This window comes from Cupriavidus sp. IDO (assembly GCF_000812465.1).
In the GTDB taxonomy this organism is placed as follows: Bacteria; Pseudomonadota; Gammaproteobacteria; order Burkholderiales; family Burkholderiaceae; genus Cupriavidus.
Map to the genome: position 1 here is coordinate 1 of NZ_JWMA01000079.1, position 16,759 is coordinate 16,759.

The 16,759-nt window shown below is 66.4% G+C and carries 20 protein-coding genes; 12 read left to right on the forward strand and 8 right to left on the reverse strand.

The features are described from left to right. The 4 genes from RM96_RS22125 to mltG all read right to left on the reverse strand — a co-directional run. On the reverse strand, positions 1-397 hold a 397-nt coding region (locus RM96_RS22125; RefSeq protein ID WP_039013804.1), incomplete at its 3' end, for a PilZ domain-containing protein. A 90-nt stretch (positions 398-487) separates the two neighbouring features. Continuing rightward, positions 488-1,498, reverse strand: a complete 1,011-nt coding sequence (locus RM96_RS22130) for a DNA polymerase III subunit delta' (protein WP_039013708.1) — start codon at positions 1,496-1,498, stop codon at positions 488-490. A 126-nt stretch (positions 1,499-1,624) separates the two neighbouring features. Then, a complete protein-coding gene (gene tmk, locus RM96_RS22135; protein WP_039013709.1) occupies positions 1,625-2,236 on the reverse strand; it encodes a dTMP kinase in 612 nt (203 codons plus the stop codon). Positions 2,237-2,243: 7 nt separating this feature from the next. Continuing rightward, positions 2,244-3,239: an endolytic transglycosylase MltG gene (gene mltG / locus RM96_RS22140; RefSeq protein WP_039013710.1), complete on the reverse strand. Its 996-nt coding sequence runs from the start codon at positions 3,237-3,239 to the stop codon at positions 2,244-2,246. 218 nt (positions 3,240-3,457) lie between these two features. Here mltG and ygfZ point away from each other — a divergent pair, with 218 nt between their 5' ends. From ygfZ to RM96_RS22155, 3 genes are read left to right on the forward strand one after another with little or no spacing between them, the layout of a single operon-like run. Then, positions 3,458-4,462 (forward strand): CAF17-like 4Fe-4S cluster assembly/insertion protein YgfZ, encoded by a 1,005-nt coding sequence (ygfZ, locus tag RM96_RS22145; RefSeq protein ID WP_039013711.1) that lies wholly within the window; start codon positions 3,458-3,460, stop codon positions 4,460-4,462. 17 nt (positions 4,463-4,479) lie between these two features. Next, on the forward strand, positions 4,480-4,770 hold the full coding sequence (locus RM96_RS22150; protein ID WP_039013714.1) for a DUF4936 family protein: 291 nt from the start codon (positions 4,480-4,482) through the stop codon (positions 4,768-4,770). A gap of 45 nt (positions 4,771-4,815) precedes the next feature. Then, positions 4,816-5,643 (forward strand): NRDE family protein, encoded by an 828-nt coding sequence (locus RM96_RS22155; RefSeq protein WP_039013716.1) that lies wholly within the window; start codon positions 4,816-4,818, stop codon positions 5,641-5,643. 10 nt (positions 5,644-5,653) lie between these two features. Here RM96_RS22155 and RM96_RS22160 read toward each other — a convergent pair whose 3' ends face one another. Then, positions 5,654-6,082 carry a GNAT family N-acetyltransferase gene (locus tag RM96_RS22160; protein WP_193752504.1) on the reverse strand — a complete coding sequence of 143 codons (429 nt, stop codon included), beginning with the start codon at positions 6,080-6,082 and terminating at the stop codon, positions 5,654-5,656. Between the two features lie 210 nt (positions 6,083-6,292). Between RM96_RS22160 and RM96_RS22165 the strand changes: the two genes are divergently transcribed. The 9 genes from RM96_RS22165 to RM96_RS37480 all read left to right on the forward strand — a co-directional run bounded on the left by RM96_RS22165 (position 6,293) and on the right by RM96_RS37480 (position 13,863). Continuing rightward, on the forward strand, positions 6,293-7,045 hold the full coding sequence (locus RM96_RS22165) for a FadR/GntR family transcriptional regulator (RefSeq protein ID WP_039013718.1): 753 nt from the start codon (positions 6,293-6,295) through the stop codon (positions 7,043-7,045). A gap of 48 nt (positions 7,046-7,093) precedes the next feature. Further along, complete coding sequence (gene ltnD / locus RM96_RS22170) at positions 7,094-7,987, forward strand: L-threonate dehydrogenase (protein WP_039013719.1); 894 nt, start codon at positions 7,094-7,096, stop codon at positions 7,985-7,987. 17 nt (positions 7,988-8,004) lie between these two features. Continuing rightward, on the forward strand, positions 8,005-9,303 hold the full coding sequence (gene otnK / locus RM96_RS22175) for a 3-oxo-tetronate kinase (protein ID WP_039013721.1): 1,299 nt from the start codon (positions 8,005-8,007) through the stop codon (positions 9,301-9,303). Then, positions 9,303-9,956, forward strand: coding sequence for a 3-oxo-tetronate 4-phosphate decarboxylase (otnC, locus tag RM96_RS22180; RefSeq protein ID WP_039013722.1), 654 nt, complete (start codon positions 9,303-9,305; stop codon positions 9,954-9,956). Before otnK ends, otnC begins: the two co-directional genes overlap by 1 nt. A gap of 98 nt (positions 9,957-10,054) precedes the next feature. Continuing rightward, on the forward strand, positions 10,055-11,419 hold the full coding sequence (locus RM96_RS22185; RefSeq protein WP_152624191.1) for an MFS transporter: 1,365 nt from the start codon (positions 10,055-10,057) through the stop codon (positions 11,417-11,419). A gap of 56 nt (positions 11,420-11,475) precedes the next feature. Further along, a complete protein-coding gene (gene otnI, locus RM96_RS22190; protein WP_039013724.1) occupies positions 11,476-12,258 on the forward strand; it encodes a 2-oxo-tetronate isomerase in 783 nt (260 codons plus the stop codon). A gap of 36 nt (positions 12,259-12,294) precedes the next feature. Next, entirely contained in the window at positions 12,295-13,269 is a 975-nt protein-coding gene (denD, locus tag RM96_RS22195) for a D-erythronate dehydrogenase (RefSeq protein WP_039013725.1), read from the forward strand. A gap of 138 nt (positions 13,270-13,407) precedes the next feature. Beyond that, positions 13,408-13,698: a nucleotidyltransferase family protein gene (locus RM96_RS22200; protein ID WP_039013806.1), complete on the forward strand. Its 291-nt coding sequence runs from the start codon at positions 13,408-13,410 to the stop codon at positions 13,696-13,698. An 18-nt stretch (positions 13,699-13,716) separates the two neighbouring features. After that, a complete protein-coding gene (locus RM96_RS37480; protein WP_202966755.1) occupies positions 13,717-13,863 on the forward strand; it encodes a HepT-like ribonuclease domain-containing protein in 147 nt (48 codons plus the stop codon). 116 nt (positions 13,864-13,979) lie between these two features. Here the strand turns inward: RM96_RS37480 and RM96_RS22205 are convergent, their stop codons facing one another. The 3 genes from RM96_RS22205 to RM96_RS22215 all read right to left on the reverse strand — a co-directional run bounded on the left by RM96_RS22205 (position 13,980) and on the right by RM96_RS22215 (position 16,610). Then, positions 13,980-14,417 carry a YbgC/FadM family acyl-CoA thioesterase gene (locus RM96_RS22205; RefSeq protein ID WP_039013729.1) on the reverse strand — a complete coding sequence of 146 codons (438 nt, stop codon included), beginning with the start codon at positions 14,415-14,417 and terminating at the stop codon, positions 13,980-13,982. A 109-nt stretch (positions 14,418-14,526) separates the two neighbouring features. Then, positions 14,527-15,510 (reverse strand): tripartite tricarboxylate transporter substrate binding protein, encoded by a 984-nt coding sequence (locus RM96_RS22210; RefSeq protein ID WP_039013730.1) that lies wholly within the window; start codon positions 15,508-15,510, stop codon positions 14,527-14,529. 62 nt (positions 15,511-15,572) lie between these two features. After that, complete coding sequence (locus RM96_RS22215) at positions 15,573-16,610, reverse strand: alpha/beta hydrolase (RefSeq protein ID WP_082016664.1); 1,038 nt, start codon at positions 16,608-16,610, stop codon at positions 15,573-15,575. Positions 16,611-16,759: the final 149 nt, after the last annotated feature.

Genomic DNA, 16,759 nt, shown 5'->3' on the forward strand with positions numbered 1-16,759 from the left:
TCTGGGTGGGGCGGGACGACTCCAGCATCTTGCCCAGGATTTCCTCCACCGCGCGGCGCAGGTTGCGCCCGTTGTCGTCATCCGGGAGATGCACGCCCCCCCCGGGCGTCTTCATCGGCGTCCCCGCCGGCGTGATCCAGGCGACATGGCCTGCGATCTGGTATTTCTGCGGGCGATCCAGCAGGGAGAGCACCAGGAACACCTGCTCGCCCAGCCGAAACGGCCGGTTGGACGGCACGAAGATACCGCCGCGCGCCAGGAACGGCATGTAGGCAGCGTACAGTCCGGCCTGGTCCTTGATCGACAAGGACAACACGTTGGGACGTGATGCTGCGCCAGCCGTATTTTCCCCTGGCCTTGTTACATTCATTGGTGCCGTTGCGACATCTATGCTCATGATTGACCCCTGAATTGTCCCAAATTCGTCGATTTCGACGCGCTGTTGCTATTTATTTTTTTGTTACTGCAACCCCGCCGGCGCCATCCCTCAGCGGAACAGCTGCCGGTACTCCAGAAACACCGCTTCCATCACCAATCTTGCCGCCAGCGGATGGTTCTCGCTGCGGCGATGCCCTGTCAGCCTCGACGCAAAGGCCTGCAGGCGGTGTGCATCGGTCGCACTCGCACAACGGGCCAGCGCTGCCTGCTCTTTCGGGAAATAGCGCGCGGTGGCGCCTTCGCCATCCAGGCGCAGCTTCAGCAGATCGTACGTCCAGCGCTGCAGGATGCCAAGCACGGCCGGCACCGGAAGCTTTTGTAGTTGTTCTGCCGCACCAGAGGCGTCGAAGGCAGCGCCCGCGCCAAGCTGGCCGACCAGCCAGCGTTGCAGGGGCTGCTCCTCGGCCTCGGCCGCATGCAGTGCGGTCAGCGGCGAGCCGCCGGCCAGCGCGAGCTGCGCCTCGGCATCGGCTACGCCCTGGCTGCGCAGCCAGTCCAGCGCGGCGGCAGCGGTCGGCCGCTGGGCGGAAAACTGGCGGCAGCGCGACAGGATGGTCGGCAGCACGCGGTCCAGCCGGTCGGTCACCAGCAGGAACACCGTCGACGGCGGCGGCTCTTCCAGCGTCTTCAGCAGTGCGTTGGCGCCTTCGGTCTGCAAGGCGTCAAGCGGATAGACCACCACCATGCGCAGGCCGGCCCGATGGGTGCCGACGCCCACGGCCTCGATCAGCGCGCGGACCTGCTCCATGCGGATGATCTTGCTCGGCGCCTTCTTCTTGCCGCCCTCGTCGGTTTCAGTCTCGCCCGACGCCTCGAGCGCCTCGGGCCGGACTACCGTGAAATCGGGATGGTTGCCCTGGCTGAACCAGTGGCAGGCTGCGCAGGTGCCGCAGGGCTGGCCGTCGGCGAGCGGTGTCTCGCACAGCAGCCCCTGGGCAAAGTGCAGCGCGAGGTCGCGCTTGCCGATGCCCTGCTGGCCATGGATCAGCAATGCATGAGGCAGCCGCTCGCGCAGCGCGCCAAGTCGTTGCCAGTCTTCCTTCTGCCAGGGATAGAGCATGCGGATCAGTCAGTTAGCGGTGAAAGCTGGGGTGCTTGCTGAGGATTTTCGGTAGGAGCGACCACATCCGATTCCACAACAGTGCAGCAGCCGAGCTTATCAGCAAAAACGTATAACAACTAAAAATCAAAGGCTTGAGACGATTTTCTCAAGCTCCACACGAATCTCTTCAATGCTGCGCGTGGCGTCGATCACCCGGAACCGTTGCGGCGACTGCGCCGCCCGCCGCAGGTACTCGGCACGCGTGCGCTCGAAAAAGGCGCGGGACTCGGCCTCGAACTTGTCGGGTGAGCGCGCACCGGCCAGCCGTTCGCTCGCGGTTTCCAGCGGCACGTCGAACAGCAGCGTGAGGTCGGGTTGCAGGCCATCCTGCACCCAGTCTTCCAGCACTTCGAGCCGCGTAGTCGCGAGGCCCCTGCCCCCGCCCTGGTAGGCGAAGGTGGCATCGGTGAAGCGATCGGAAATCACCCAGTCGCCACGCGCCAGCGCCGGCTCGATGACCTCGGCAATGTGCTCGCGGCGCGCGGCGAACATCAGCAACGCTTCGGTTTCCAGGTGCATCTTCCGGTGCAGCAGGATCTGCCGCAGGTCTTCGCCCAGCGGCGTGCCGCCCGGCTCGCGGGTCGTGACCACGGCGCCGATGTCCGTACGTGCGCGCAGCCGGCCGGCCACCCAGTCGATATGGGTGCTCTTGCCGGCGCCGTCGATGCCTTCGAAGGTGATGAATTTTCCGCGCATGGAATGCTTATTTGCCGCGCTGGTACTTGTCGACCGCACGGTTGTGTTCGGGAAGCGAGTTGGAGAAATGGCTACTGCCGTCGCCGCGCGCCACGAAATACAGCGCATCGGACGGCGCCGGCGCGGTTGCCGCCGCCAGTGAGGCCAGCCCAGGCAGCGCGATCGGCGTCGGCGGCAGGCCGGTACGGGTGTAGGTATTGTACGGGGTGTCGGTCTGCAGGTCGCGCTTGCGCAAGTCGCCGTCAAAGCTCTCGCCGATGCCGTAGATCACGGTCGGGTCGGTCTGGAGCATCATGTTCTTCTTGAGCCGGTTGACGAACACCGCCGCAATCATCGGGCGCTCGGCAGCCTGGCCGGTTTCCTTCTCGACGATCGATGCCATTACCAGCGCCTCGTACGGGGTCTTGTATGGCAGGTCGGCGGCACGTGCGTTCCAGGCGTCATTCAGCTTGCGCTGCATGGCACGGTACGCATGTTTATAGAGCTCGATGTCGCTGCTGCCGCGGGCGAACAGGTAGGTATCGGGGAAGAACAGTCCTTCCGGCGACGGTTCCGCCGCGCCGATGGCCTTCATCAGGTCGGCGTCGGACATGCCGCTCGTGTCGTGCCGCAGCGCCGGGCTGGCGTCCACGGCGGCGCGCATCTTGCGGAATTCCCAGCCCTCGATCACCGTCACCACATAGTGCGTGACCTCGCCCCGGGCCAACTTGCCGATCACCGACAGCGGCGTGGCACCGGCTTCGAAGGTATAGCCGCCCGCCTTGAGATCGGGGCCGTGGCCGCTCAGGCGGACCAGCAGCGCGAACAGGCGCGGATCCATGGCGACGCCCCCGCGCTGGATCTGGCGGCCCACGCTCGCTACGCTGGAATTCGGCTTGATCACCACTTCCAGTGGCGACGAAGAGAGCGCGAGCGGTTGCCTGGCCCACCACGCAAAGGCGCCGGCAGCCGCCAGCGCGAAGACCAGGACGACCAGTCCCAGGCGAAGAAAAAGACGTTTCATGTATCAGGAATTGGGGCGGCTGATTGGATCCATGGGAGTGCTTTTGCACTCACCGCGTGCCGCCGGCGCCGGCCGAAAATCTCGTAGCCCCATATAATAACCGGCAGCCTCGCACCGCCACGACCCGCCGGCGCCGCCCATCGTCAATGCGCGCCACGCGCGGGAAGGTGCAGAGCCTCTACGATTGCCCCGACGATTGCCCAATTGCAATGCCTCTGATGAATGCCACAGCCCCGGAACTCGCCAGCTTCGACGCCCTTGCCCGCGGCGGCATCGTCTGCGCCCCGGCGGGGCTCGGACTGATCCGGGTTGCAGGCGATGATGCCGCCAGCTTCCTGCACAGCCAGTTGACCAACGCGGTCGAAGACCTGACCGCCGATGCAGCCCGCCTGGCCGGCTACTGCTCGCCCAAGGGGCGCCTGCAGGCCAGCTTCCTGATGTGGCGCGATGCCGATGGCATCGTGCTGCAACTGTCCGCGGAGATCCGGCCCGCGATTCAGAAGCGCCTGAGCATGTTCGTGCTGCGCTTGAAGGCGAAGCTGAGCGATATCACGCCGGGTCACGTCATTCTCGGCGTGGCGGGCGCCAATGCCGCCGCTGCGCTGGCACAAGCCGGACTGCCGGCACCGGACGGCGCCTTTGCCGTCGCCGGTGCCCCGGGCGCCACGGTGATCCGCCTGCCGGACAGCGCCGGCCTGCCGCGCTGGCAGCTGGTACTGTCGACGGAAAATGCCGAAGCCGCCCGCGCCGCCCTCGCCGGCCATCTTGCCGCTGCGGATCCTGCCATCTGGGACTCGCTCGACGTGCAGTCCGGCGTGCCGCGCATCGTGGCGGCCACGCAAGAGCAGTTCGTGCCGCAGATGATCAATTTCGAGCTGATCGGCGGCGTGAATTTCCGCAAGGGCTGTTACCCCGGGCAGGAGATCGTCGCGCGCAGCCAGTATCGCGGCACGCTCAAGCGCCGCATGTGGCTGGTGCAGGGCGAAGGCGAAATGCCGGCCCCGGCGGCCGAGATTTTCCGGCCGGAAGATCCGGGCCAACCATGCGGCATGATCGTCAATGCCGCGCCGGCCTCGCAAGGCGGGTGGGTGGCACTGGCGGAACTGAAGATCGACGCAGCCGGCGGCGCACTGCGGCTGGGTAGCGCCGAAGGCGCGCCGCTGACAGTGGGCTCGCTGCCATACGAAGTACCGCTGCCGGAAGCAACCCAGGCTGCCAGCTGAGTGATGCGGAACCTGCCATGAGCGACCATCTCTACGTGTATTTCCGCGTGCCGGAGGACCGGGCCGCCGAAGCGCTGCCGCACTGGCATCGATGGATGGAGACGGTTGCCGAAGCGACCGGAATTGGTGGTACGCTGATGCGCAGGCCCGAAACGCGCGCCGGTCTGCAGACCTGGATGGAATGCTACGCCGACGTGCCGCCCGCCTTCGATGCAACACTGGCTGGACTGTGGCGGCAAAGCGGGCTGGAGCAATGGGTGGACGGCGAGCGGCAGGTCGAGCATTTCGTCGACCTGGACATGCTGTAGCGCGCCGCGCCGTCCCTGCAGTCTTGTAGTCAAGGAAGCAAGCAAATGTGCCTGATCCTGGTTGCCTGGCAATCACACCCGGACTATGCCCTGGTGGTTGCCGGCAATCGCGATGAATTCTATGCCCGCCCCGCGGCGGCCGTGCACTGGTGGCAGGATGCCCCGCAGGTGCTGGCCGGTCGCGACCTGGCAGAAGTCATCGGCGAATCTGGCACCTGGATGGGCGTCAACGGCGAAGGCCGATTCGCCGCGCTGACCAACTATCGCGCCCCCTCGGAAAAACGCACTGACGCGCGCTCGCGCGGCGAGCTCGTGTCCGGCTTCTTGCGGGGGCACACGAGTCCTGCCAATTACCTGGATGGATTGTCAGGCGACGACGGCTGCTACAACGGCTTCAACCTGCTCGCCAGCGACCTGCGTGAACTCTGGTGGTACAGCAACCGCTCGCCCTCGCGCCAGCCGCAGCGCCTGCGGCCGGGGCTGTATGGACTCTCCAATGCCTTGCTCGACACACCCTGGCCCAAGGTGCGCAGCCGTGTAGGCGCGCTGGCCGAGGTGCTGGCGGCAGACAGCGGACAGCCCACGGCCAGCGCCGAACCCTATCTCCAGATGCTGGCGGACAATCGCCAGGCGGCCGATTTCGAACTGCCGTCGACCGGCGTCGCCCCTGAGTGGGAAAAGCTGCTGTCGTCGGCATTCATCCGCTCGCCCAACTACGGCACCCGCGCCAGCACAGTGCTGCGGGTGCGCCACGATGGCCGCTTCGACCTGAGCGAACGCAGCTTCGATGCCAGCGGCAAGACCGGCGATGTCTCGTATCGCGGTAAGCTGAACCTGGCGCGCGACACGGGCATCGTGCCAGCGCCGCGCTAAGGGCGCCGTTTCAGCCGGCCAACCGCTTGCGCATTTCGATGTGCGGGATGCCGGCCTCCTCGAATTCCTCGCCAGCCTGGGTAAATCCGACGCGCGCGTAGAACGGCGCGGCGTGTGATTGCGCATTGAGCACCAGTTCCGGATAGCCGAGTTCTTCCGCCTTATTCATCAGTGCATCGAGCACAAGCGCGCCGACACCGGTGCCGCGCGCCGATTTCAGCACGGCCATGCGTCCGATGTGGCCGTCCGGCAGCAGGCGGCCCGTGGCGACGGGCGTGCCGTCCTCCGCAAACGCCAGCGCGTGCCAGCTGGGTTCATCCCACTCGTCCCATTCCAGTTCCACCGGCACGCCCTGCTCTTCGACAAAGACGGTATAGCGGATGGCACGGGCACGTTCGCGGGCTTCGGACCAGGGGCAGATCAGGACGGTGGCTGGCATGGCAATGGAAATCAGGTTGCGTTGAATGCACCGGGCGTCAGTGCATTACGATGCCGGGCGGCCGACATCATACGCCAGTGCCGCCCGCATGGCTTCCGCCCTCGCGAGCACCAATATGCAGCATACAGCACCAAACTAGGGTTTGCCCGGGTCGGCATGCATCTAGCAAATTTGTATGATGACCTTATTACCGCATCACTGGATTCACCCATGTTCCAGAAAGTCCCAGCCCGCGCCCTGACCGACAGCGTTGCCGAACAACTGTTGGACAAGATCCAGAACGGCGCTTTCGCCCGCGGCGACAAGCTGCCTACCGAAGCCGTGCTGTCGGAGGAGTTTGGCGTCAGCCGCACGGTGATCCGCGAAGCCATTTCCCGGCTGAAGTACGAAGGCGTGGTGGAGTCCCGCCAGGGCAGCGGCGTGTTCGTGACCAAGCAGGCCGGCATCCGCCCGCTGCGCATCGACTACACGGACACCGGCACGCTGGAATCGGTGCTGCAGATCGTGGAGCTGCGCCGCTCGATCGAAGCGGAAGTGGCCGCACAGGCCGCGCGCCGCCGCACGGACGCCGCCATGGTCGCCATCGACGCCGCGCTCGCCCGCATCGATGCCGAAGTGGCCGCTGGCGGCGACGGCGTGGAAGCCGACGTGGCTTTCCATCGCGCCATCGCCGAGGCGACCGGCAACCCCTATTTCCTCAAGACCCTCGCCTTCCTGAGCCAGTACCTGGAAGCCGCCACGCGCGTGACCCGTACCAACGAGGCACGCCGGGCCGACTTCTCGCGCCAGGTTCGCGAGGAACACCAGGCGATCGTGGCGGCGATCCGCGCCGGCGATGCGCTCGCGGCCCGCAACGCCGCCCAGAACCATATGTACAACGCCGCCCGCCGCCTGTCGCAGCTCGACCAGGATGAGGCCGGCGCCGACGATCAGGCGGACGGCCCGCGCGGCGTGTCGAACTGATCGTCAGTCCCTCGGATTTATTCGATTCACCAGTATCAGGAGTTCTCTATGTCCCGGAATATCGGCGTGATCGGCCTTGGCGCCATGGGCAACGGTGTCGCGCAGTCCCTGCTGCGCGCCGGCTTCAAGGTGCATGCCTGCGACCTGCGGCCGGAAGTGCTGCAGCGCTTTGCCGATGCCGGCGGCGTGCCGTGCGCCAGCCCTGCCGAACTGGGCAGCCGCTGCGATGTGGTGATCACGCTGGTCGTCAATGCGCAGCAGACCGAAGCCGTGCTGTTCGGCGCCGACGGTGCTGCCAGCGCGATGCGCCCAGGCACCCTGGTGATCGCCAGCGCAACCGTGCCGCCCGCCTTTGCCGAAGCCCTGGGCCGCCGTCTGGCGGAGAATGGCCTGCTGCTGCTGGATGCACCGGTCTCGGGCGGTGCCGCGCGCGCCGCCAGTGGCGAGATGACCATGATGACCTCCGGCCCCGCCGAAGCCTACGCGCTGGCCGAGGACGTGCTGGCCGCCATGGCCGGCAAGGTGTACCGCCTGGGCGCGGCGCACGGCGCCGGCTCCAAGGTCAAGATCATCAACCAGCTGCTGGCCGGCGTGCATATCGCCGCGGCAGCCGAGGCGATGGCGCTGGGCCTGCGCGAGGGCGTCGATCCCGACGCGCTCTATGACGTGATCACGCACAGCGCCGGCAATTCGTGGATGTTTGAAAACCGCGTGCCCCACATCCTGTCCGGCGACTACACGCCGCTGTCGGCCGTGGACATCTTCGTCAAGGACCTGGGCATGGTGCTCGACACCGCCCGCACCAGCAAATTCCCGCTGCCGCTGTCGGCAGCCGCGCACCAGATGTTCATGATGGCCTCCACGGCCGGCCACGGCGGCGAGGACGACTCGGCCGTGATCAAGATCTTCCCGGGCATCGAACTGCCGGGCAAGGCATCGTAAAGCCGGAGGCACTGAACATGACCGCAGGCACCTTCGCCAACCGCCCGCTGCTGGGCTGCATCGCCGACGATTTCACCGGCGCCACCGATCTCGCCAACACGCTGGTGCGCAATGGCATGCGCACCGTGCAGACCATTGGCGTGCCCGAGGCGAATGCCGTGCAGGATATTGGCCAGGCCGATGCCCTGGTGGTGGCGCTGAAGTCGCGCACTATTCCCGCCGGCGAGGCCGTGGCGCAGTCGCTGGCCGCGCTGCAATGGCTGCGCGCGCAGGGCTGCCGGCAGTTCGTCTTCAAGTATTGCTCGACCTTCGATTCCACCGATGCCGGCAATATCGGCCCGGTGGCCGAGGCCCTGCTGGCCGCGCTGGACAGCGACTTCACCATCGCCTGTCCGGCCTTCCCCGAGAACGGCCGCACCATCTTCCGCGGCCACCTGTTCGTGGGCGATGTGCTGCTGAACGAATCGGGCATGGAGCACCACCCGCTCACGCCGATGCAGGATGCCAACCTGGTGCGCGTGCTGCAGCGGCAGAGCGCCGGCAAGGTCGGCCTGCTGCGCCATGACGCGGTAGCCCGCGGCGCGGCGGCAACGGGCGAGCGCATCCAGGCGCTGCGCGCCGACTGCGTGCGCCTGGCAATTGCCGATGCCGTCTCCGACGTCGATCTTTTCACGCTGGGCGAGGCCTGCGCCGGGCTCCCGCTGATCACGGGCGGCTCGGGCATCGCACTGGGCCTGCCTGAGAACTTCCGCCGTGCCGGCCTGCTGCCGCAGCGTGGCGATGCCGCTGCCGTGCCGCCCGTTGAAGGCCCGGGCGTGGTACTGGCCGGCAGCGCCTCGCGCGCGACCAACGGACAGGTGGCGCGCTGGCTGGAACAGGGCCGCCCCGCCCTGCGCATCGATCCGCTCGCGCTGGCGCGCGGCGAAGCCGTGGTGGAAGCCGCCCTGGCCTTCGCGGCCGACCATGCCGAGCCAGTGTTGGTCTATGCCACCACCAGCCCGGAACAGGTCAAGGCCGTGCAGGCCGAGCTCGGCGTGGAGCGTGCCGGCCATCTGGTCGAGCAGGCGCTGGCGGCGGTTGCCGCCGGGCTGCTTGCACGCGGCACGCGGCGCTTCGTGGTGGCCGGCGGCGAGACCTCGGGCGCCGTCGTACAGGCACTGGGCGTGCGCGCACTGCGCATCGGCGCACAGATCGCGCCGGGCGTGCCGGCCACCGTCACGCTGGATGCGCAGCCGCTGGCGCTGGCGCTGAAGTCCGGTAATTTCGGCGGGCAGGATTTCTTCACCGAAGCCCTGGACCAGCTCGGAGGCCAGTGATGAGCACGGAAAGCAAGCTGCGCGAAGAGATCTGCCGCATCGGCGCCAGCCTCTACCAGCGCGGCTACACGGTCGGCTCGGCCGGCAATATCAGCGCGCGGCTCGATGACGGCTGGCTGATCACGCCGACCGATGCCTGCCTCGGCATGATGGACCCGGCGGCGGTCGCCAAGGTCGGCAGCGACGGGACCTGGGTCTCGGGCGACAAGCCATCCAAGACGCTGACGCTGCACCGGGCCATCTACGACAACAACCCCGGGGCGCACGCCGTGGTGCACACGCACTCGACGCACCTCGTGGCCCTGACGCTGGCTGGTGTCTGGCAACCGGACGACGTACTGCCGCCCCTCACGCCCTACTACGTGATGAAGGTCGGCCATATCCCGCTGATTCCCTATCATCGACCCGGCGATCCGGCTGTGGCCGCGCGCGTGGCCACGCTTGCCGCGCAAGTGCGCGGCGTGCTGCTGGAACGGCTCGGGCCCGTGGTTTGGGAAGCCAGCGTCTCGCGCGCCGCGTTCGCGCTGGAAGAACTGGAGGAGACCGCCAAGCTATGGATGATGATGAAGGACACCCCGGGCTTCCCCGCCCGCGCTGCGCTCGACGAAAGCGCACTGGCTGAACTGCGCGACGCCTTCAAGGCGCGCTGGTAGACCTTACCCTCGAAACGACAGCGACACCCTGGTGCGGTTGCCTCCCGGCAACCGTGCGGAGAGCGTTCGCGCCTGCAAAACCAGAAACGGAGACCAACGTGAATCCATCCCAACCGGCGGCCAGCGTGCCTGCCCTCGACAGCCTCGGCGGAAATGCCCGGCTGGACACCGAAACCCATATCGAAAAGCGCGCCTACAACAAGGTGTTCTGGCGCATCATGCCGTTCCTGATGCTGTGCTACGTGGTCGCCTACCTCGATCGCGTCAACGTCGGCTTTGCCAAGCTGCAGATGGCGCAGGACCTGGCCTTCTCGGAAACCGTGTTCGGGCTCGGCGCGGGGCTGTTCTTTATTGGCTACTTCCTGTTCGAAGTGCCCAGCAACCTGCTGATGCACAAGATCGGCGCGCGCATCTGGATTGCGCGGATCATGATCACCTGGGGGATCGTCTCGGCGCTCTTCGTCTTCGTGAAGACGCCGGCCACCTTCTACGCCATGCGCTTCCTGCTCGGCCTGGCCGAAGCGGGCTTCTATCCGGGCGTGATCCTCTACCTGACCTACTGGTACCCGGCCAACCGGCGCGCCAAGATGATTGCGCTGTTCATGTCGGGCATTCCCATCGCCGGCATGTTCGGCAACCCGCTGTCGGGCTGGATCATGGACGCCTTCAACGGCAGCCACGGCATGCGCGGCTGGCAATGGATGTTTGTGCTCGAAGCCCTGCCCGCCCTGCTGATCGGCGTGGTGACGGTGTTTGTGCTGCGCGACGGCATCGACAAGGCGCCGTGGCTGGATGCCGATGAAAAGCGCGTGCTCAAGCGCAATATCGAGGAAGACCAGCGTCACGCCGGCGCCGCCGCCGGCAAGGCGCACGGTCATTCGCTGGGTGCCGTGTTCAGCGACCGCCGTGTGTGGTGGATGTGCCTGATCTACTTCTGCTTCGTCACCGGCCAGTATGCACTGACGTTCTGGATGCCGACGCTGGTCAAGTCCAGCGGTGTCACCGGCAACCTCAAGATCGGTCTGCTGTCGGCGATTCCGTTTATCTGCGCGGTGATCGTGATGAACTGCCTGGGCCACAGCGCCGACGCGCGCCGCGAGCGCCGCTGGCACCTGATCGTGCCGGCGCTGATGGGTGCGGTGGGCTTTGCCATTGCCGCGTCGTTCACCCACAATACCGTGGTGGCGATCGCCGCGCTGTCGCTGGCCGCCGCTGGTGTGCTGACCTGCGCACCGCTGTTCTGGTCGCTGCCGACTGCGTTCCTGTCGGGCTTCGCCGCCGCATCGGGCATTGCCGTGGTCAACTCGGTGGGCAATCTGGCCGGCTTCGTGGCGCCATACATGGTCGGCTACCTGACGGACCTGACGCACAGCACCCAGCTCAGCATGTACGTGCTGGCGGCCATCCTGGTGGTGGGCGCGGCGCTGGTGTGGCTCACGCCCGCCAGGCTGGTCAACCGTTGATTCCGGCCGGCCCGGCCTGACCGGGCCGGCAACCCGCTACTGCATTAGGAGTATCCATGCCGCGCTTCGCCGCAAACCTCTCGATGATGTACAACGAGCACGCTTTCCTGGACCGCTTCGCCGCCGCCGCGGCGGACGGCTTCCGGGCGGTGGAGTACCTGTTCCCGTACGAGCATCCGGCCTCCGAGATCCGTGCGCGGCTCGACGCCAACGGGCTGACGCAGGCGCTGTTCAATGCGCCGCCGGGCGACTGGGCCGCCGGCGAGCGCGGCGTGGCCGCCCTGCCTGGCCGCGAAGCGGACTTCCGCGACGCCTTCGGGCGCGCGCTGGAATATGCCGGCGTGATCGGCAACGAGAAGGTTCACGTGATGGCCGGGCTGATTCCCGCCGGTGCCGACCGCGCCCGCTGCCGCGCCACCTACCTTGAGAACCTTGCTTTCGCAGCCAGTGCTGCCGCCGCACAGGGCGTGACGGTGCTGATCGAGCCGATCAACACGCGCGACATGCCCGGCTACTTCCTGAACCGCCAGGACGACGGCCAGGCAATCTGCAAGGAAGTCGGCGCCAGCAACCTGAAGGTCCAGTTCGACTGCTACCATTGCCAGATCGTCGAGGGCGACCTCGCCGTCAAGCTCAAGCGCGACATGGCCGGCATCGGCCACATCCAGATCGCGGGCGTGCCGGACCGCCACGAGCCGGACCTGGGCGAACTGAACTATCCCTATCTGTTCGACGTCATCGATGGTCTCGGCTACGACGGCTGGATCGGCTGCGAGTATCGTCCGCGCGCGGGCACCTCGGCCGGGCTCGGCTGGCTCAAGCTTTACCAGAACCGCTGATACGGCGAAGACCTCCCGAACCCGACCATACCTGCCATGAACGTACTGATTACCGGCGGCGCCGGCTTCCTCGGCCTGCAACTCGCCCGCCTGCTGCTGCAACGCGGCACCCTGAATCTCGACGGCCAGCCGGTCGCCATTGACCACCTGACCCTGCTGGACGTGGTGGCACCGCAAGGGCTCGACGATGCGCGCGTGCGCGTCTTGACCGGCGACCTGTCCGATCCGGCCGTGCTGGCGCAAGCCATCGATGCGGACACCGGCGCGGTCTTCCACCTCGCCGCCGTCGTCAGCGGCCAGGCCGAAGCCGATTTCGAACTTGGCATGCGCGTGAATCTCGATGCCTCCCGCGCGCTGCTGGAAACGTGCCGCCAGCTAGGCCACAAGCCGCGCGTGCTGTTCACCAGCTCGGTGGCGGTCTACGGTGGCGAGCTGCCGCCGGTCGTGCAGGACGATACGGCATTGAACCCGCAGTCCTCATACGGCGTGCAGAAGGCCATCGGCGAGCTGCTGCTGTCCGACTACAGCCGCCGCGGCTTTGTCGACGGACGCGTGCTGCGCCTGCCGACCATCAGCGTGCGGCCGGGCAAGCCCAACGCGGCGGCCTCGTCGTTCGCCAGCGGCATCATCCGCGAACCGCTCGCCGGGATTGAGGCCAATTGCCCGGTTGCGCCGGACACGCCGCTGTGGCTGCTGTCGCCGCGTGCGGCCGTGGCCGCGCTGGTCAATGGCATCGAGCTTGCCGGAGAACGTTTTGGCAACCGCCGGGTGGTCAACCTGCCGGGCCTGTCGGTCACTGCCGCGGGCATGGTGGAAGCGCTGCGCCGCGTGGCCGGCGATGCCGTGGCCGACCGCGTGACCTGGCAGCACGAAGAGCGCATCGAGAAGATCGTCGGCACCTGGCCGGCGGCGTGGAATGCGGAGCGTGCGGTGTCGCTTGGGTTCCAGGGGGATGCGAGCTTTGATGAGGTGATTCGGGGGTATATGGAGGATGCGGGGTTGGCGAAGTAGATCGGAGCGATGTAGCCAGATAGCCGCCAAGGGATCGTCGTGGTAGGCGGAGAAGCCCACCAGGCGATCTTGGCGGCCCTTGAAACTCAATAGTCAACCGCTTACCATCTGGACGAGTTTCAACAGGAAAGGATGCCTGTGCGACCGTCCGTAGTGCTCGAGATGAAGCGAAGCGCAGTGCGCGAAGCGACAAGCCGCTTCCGCGCGGTGAACCCGCGCATCTTTGGGTCGGTCCTGCACGGCACCGACCAGGACGGAAGCGACCTTGATCTGCTGGTCGATGCACTGCCCGGCGCGACCCTGTTCGACCTGGGTGGCCTGCAAGACGAGCTGGAATCGCTGCTCGGTGTCCACGTCGATCTGCTGACCCCGGCCGACCTGCCCCCGAAGTTCCGGGCCAAGGTGCTCGAGGAGGCACAGCCGGTATGAGCGAGGGCCGCCTGGCGGATGCGCAACCGCATTGCGCACGGCTATTTCGACATTAACCTCGATCTGGTGTGGGACACCGTGCAAACGGCCCTGTCGGCGTTGCTCAAGCAATTGTCTGCCGTGAGCCTGGCCACCAACGGGAATGATCGTCAGGAAAGGCCATAAGCCAGGACCAAAGGCGGGCAAGACTTCGACGCCCTCGGGCTCCTTGCTTACGGCTGTTTTCGCTGACTGTGCAGTTCGAGGTGGGATTGATGGATGACATCAGCCAACTTCCGGCATCAGTCCACTGGCTTCACCACCTCATACCCCTCAATCACCTCCCGCACCGCCCCCGGAATCGACGCCGATTTCTGCGTAGCCGGATCCGCGCAAACATAGACGATCTCCCCCGTAATCAGGTGCTCGTCGCCCCGATACATCTCCACCCGGAACAGCATGCTTGACCGGCCCAGCCGCGCCATGCGGCCGCGGATATCCAGTACATCGTCAAAACGCGCGGAGGCGTGGTACTCCAGCGTGGACTTGACCACGAAGATATCCACGCCGTGCGCGTGCAGCACGTCTTCGGGATAGCGAACGCCGATCGTGCGCCAGTATTCGGTGACGCAGATATCGCAGTACGTCAGGTAGTGTGCGTTGAAGACGATCGACTGCGGATCGACTTCGGCCCAGCGCACGCGCAGCGGCATACTGTGGCGGAACTCCTCTTTGGCCATTGGCGTGGTCTCCTTGTTGATTCGTCGTGGCTTGCCATAGCATCAGGCCGCCGGCTCGCCGGCAAGGCCGGCAGGCGCGGCGGCCTGGTGAACGGATGATGCGGCCGGATTACTGCGCCTTGGCAAGCCCCAGCTTGTCGATGATCGCTTTTTCCTTCTTCACGGTCTCCGCCGCAAAGGCGGCGTACTGCTGGCTGTTCATGTAGTACGGCTCCATGTCGAACTTGGCCAGCGATTCGCGGTAGTTCGGCATTTCCATGGCCTTCTTGAAGGCGTCATGCAGCTTCTGCACGATCTTCGGGTCGGTGCCCTTGGGCGCCACCAGGCCGAACGGCGAGGTTTGCACGATGCCCATGCCCAGTTCCTTCAGCGTCGGCACGTTGGGGAAGCGCGCCGAGCGCTTTTCGCCCCACGTGGACAGCAGGCGCAGCTTGCCCGATTCGACATACGGCGCCCAGGCCGGCGTGTCGGCCACCGACATTACGTGGCCGCCCAGCAGCGCCTGCATCGACTCGGAATTGCCCTTGTACGGGATGTGCGAGAACTGGACGCCCTGCTTCAACGCCAGCTCTTCCATGGTCAGGTGCAGCGTGGTCATGGTGCCCGGCGAACCGTAGGTCAGCTTGCCCGGGTTCGCCTTGGCGTAGGCGATGTACTCCTGCATCGTCTTGATCGGCGAATCGGCCGGTACCACCAGGCCGAACGAATAGCCGGCCAGGTTGATGATGTAGGTCAGGTCCTTGACCGGGTCCCAGTTGATCTTGGTGGTGTACGGCAGGCGATAGACCGGCATGGCGACCTGCGCCAGCGTGTAGCCGTCGGGCTGGGTCGACTGCATCATCTGCGCCGGCAGCACGCCGCCCGCGCCGGGCTTGTTCTCGACGATCACGGGCTGGCCGAGAATCTTCGAAGCGTTCTCCGCCAGCACGCGGAACGGCAGGTCGGTGGAGCCGCCGGCCGTGTAGCCGATCACCAGGCGGATCGGGCGTTGCGGGAACTTCTCTGCCTGCGCTTGTGCCGGCATGGCGGCGAAACCGAGCGAAGCGGTGGCGGCGAGCATGCCCGCGCGGGCGATGAAATGGCGGCGTTGCATTTGACTATGTCTCCTTGTGCTGCAAGTCACTGCTGGAAAATGGATTCAGGGATGGCGCGGTTCTAGTTTTCTGTGCCGCTGCCAAAGGCCGCCCGCAAGGCGGCGACGGCATCGGCATGCGCCTGCGCCACCGCCGGCACGAAGCGGCCGAGCTTGAAGAAATCGTGAATCATGCCGGGATAGTCGGCCAGCGTGACCGGCACGCCGGCGGCCCGCAGCTTTTCCGCATAGGCCACGCCCTCGTCATGCAAGGGGTCGTAGCCGGCCACGGCAATCCATGCCGGGCAGCTGCCGTGCACATCCGCACCCGTGCCGCCACCATCGAGCGGCGCAAAGCGCCAGTCGTCGCGGCTGGATTCCTGGTCGAGGTACTGCGCGAAGAACCACTGGATCATGTCCGCCGTCAGCAGGTAGCCATCGGCCAGCGCGCGGTGCGACGGCGTGTCCTGGCGCGCGCAGGTGCCCGGGTAGATCAGCAGTTGCAGCACCGGCGCCAGCCCGGACCGACGGGCCTCGATCGCACAGGTCGTGGCCAGGGTGCCGCCGGCGCTGTCGCCGCCCAGCGCGATGCGCTCAGGATCGGCACCCAGCCGGGAGGCTGCCTCGAAGACCCAGTGCAATACGTCGAATGCATCGTTGGCCGCAGTCGGGAAGCGCCATTGCGGCCCGAGCCGGTAGTCCACCGACAGCACCATGCAGTCCGCCCGCGAGCAAAGCAGCCGGCATAGCGGATCGTGCGAATTGACGCTCCCCACCGTGAATCCGCCGCCGTGGAAGTACACCAGCAATGGCAACGGCTCGGCCCAGCTGACCTCGCGTGGCGAATACAGGCGCACCGGAATGGCGTGTCCGTCGCGTGCGCAGACATGCAGGTCTTCCACCGCATGGACCGGCGGCGGATTGATGTCGAGGATCGGCGCGCTTTTTTCGTAGGCGATCTTGGCGTCTTCCGGCGCCATCGCATGGATCGGCGGGCGCTTGGCGCGCGCGATCAGCTCAAGCAGCGCCGCCACTTGCGGATCGATGGGGGTCGATGGCCGGCCGGGCTCGGCAGCGGCTTCAGGTTTGGGGACGACGGACGGAGAAGGCACGGCAGACATGGCAAACGTTAAGACGGCAACCCGGCGCGGACCGGCCTCGGAAAGCGGCCACGCCAGTGAACGATCCTTCCCCTGGAATCCGGAGAAGTTCGAATTGTGAACGATCGTTCGATTTTAGTATGATGCCAGTGTTTCAAGGCGCAGGCATT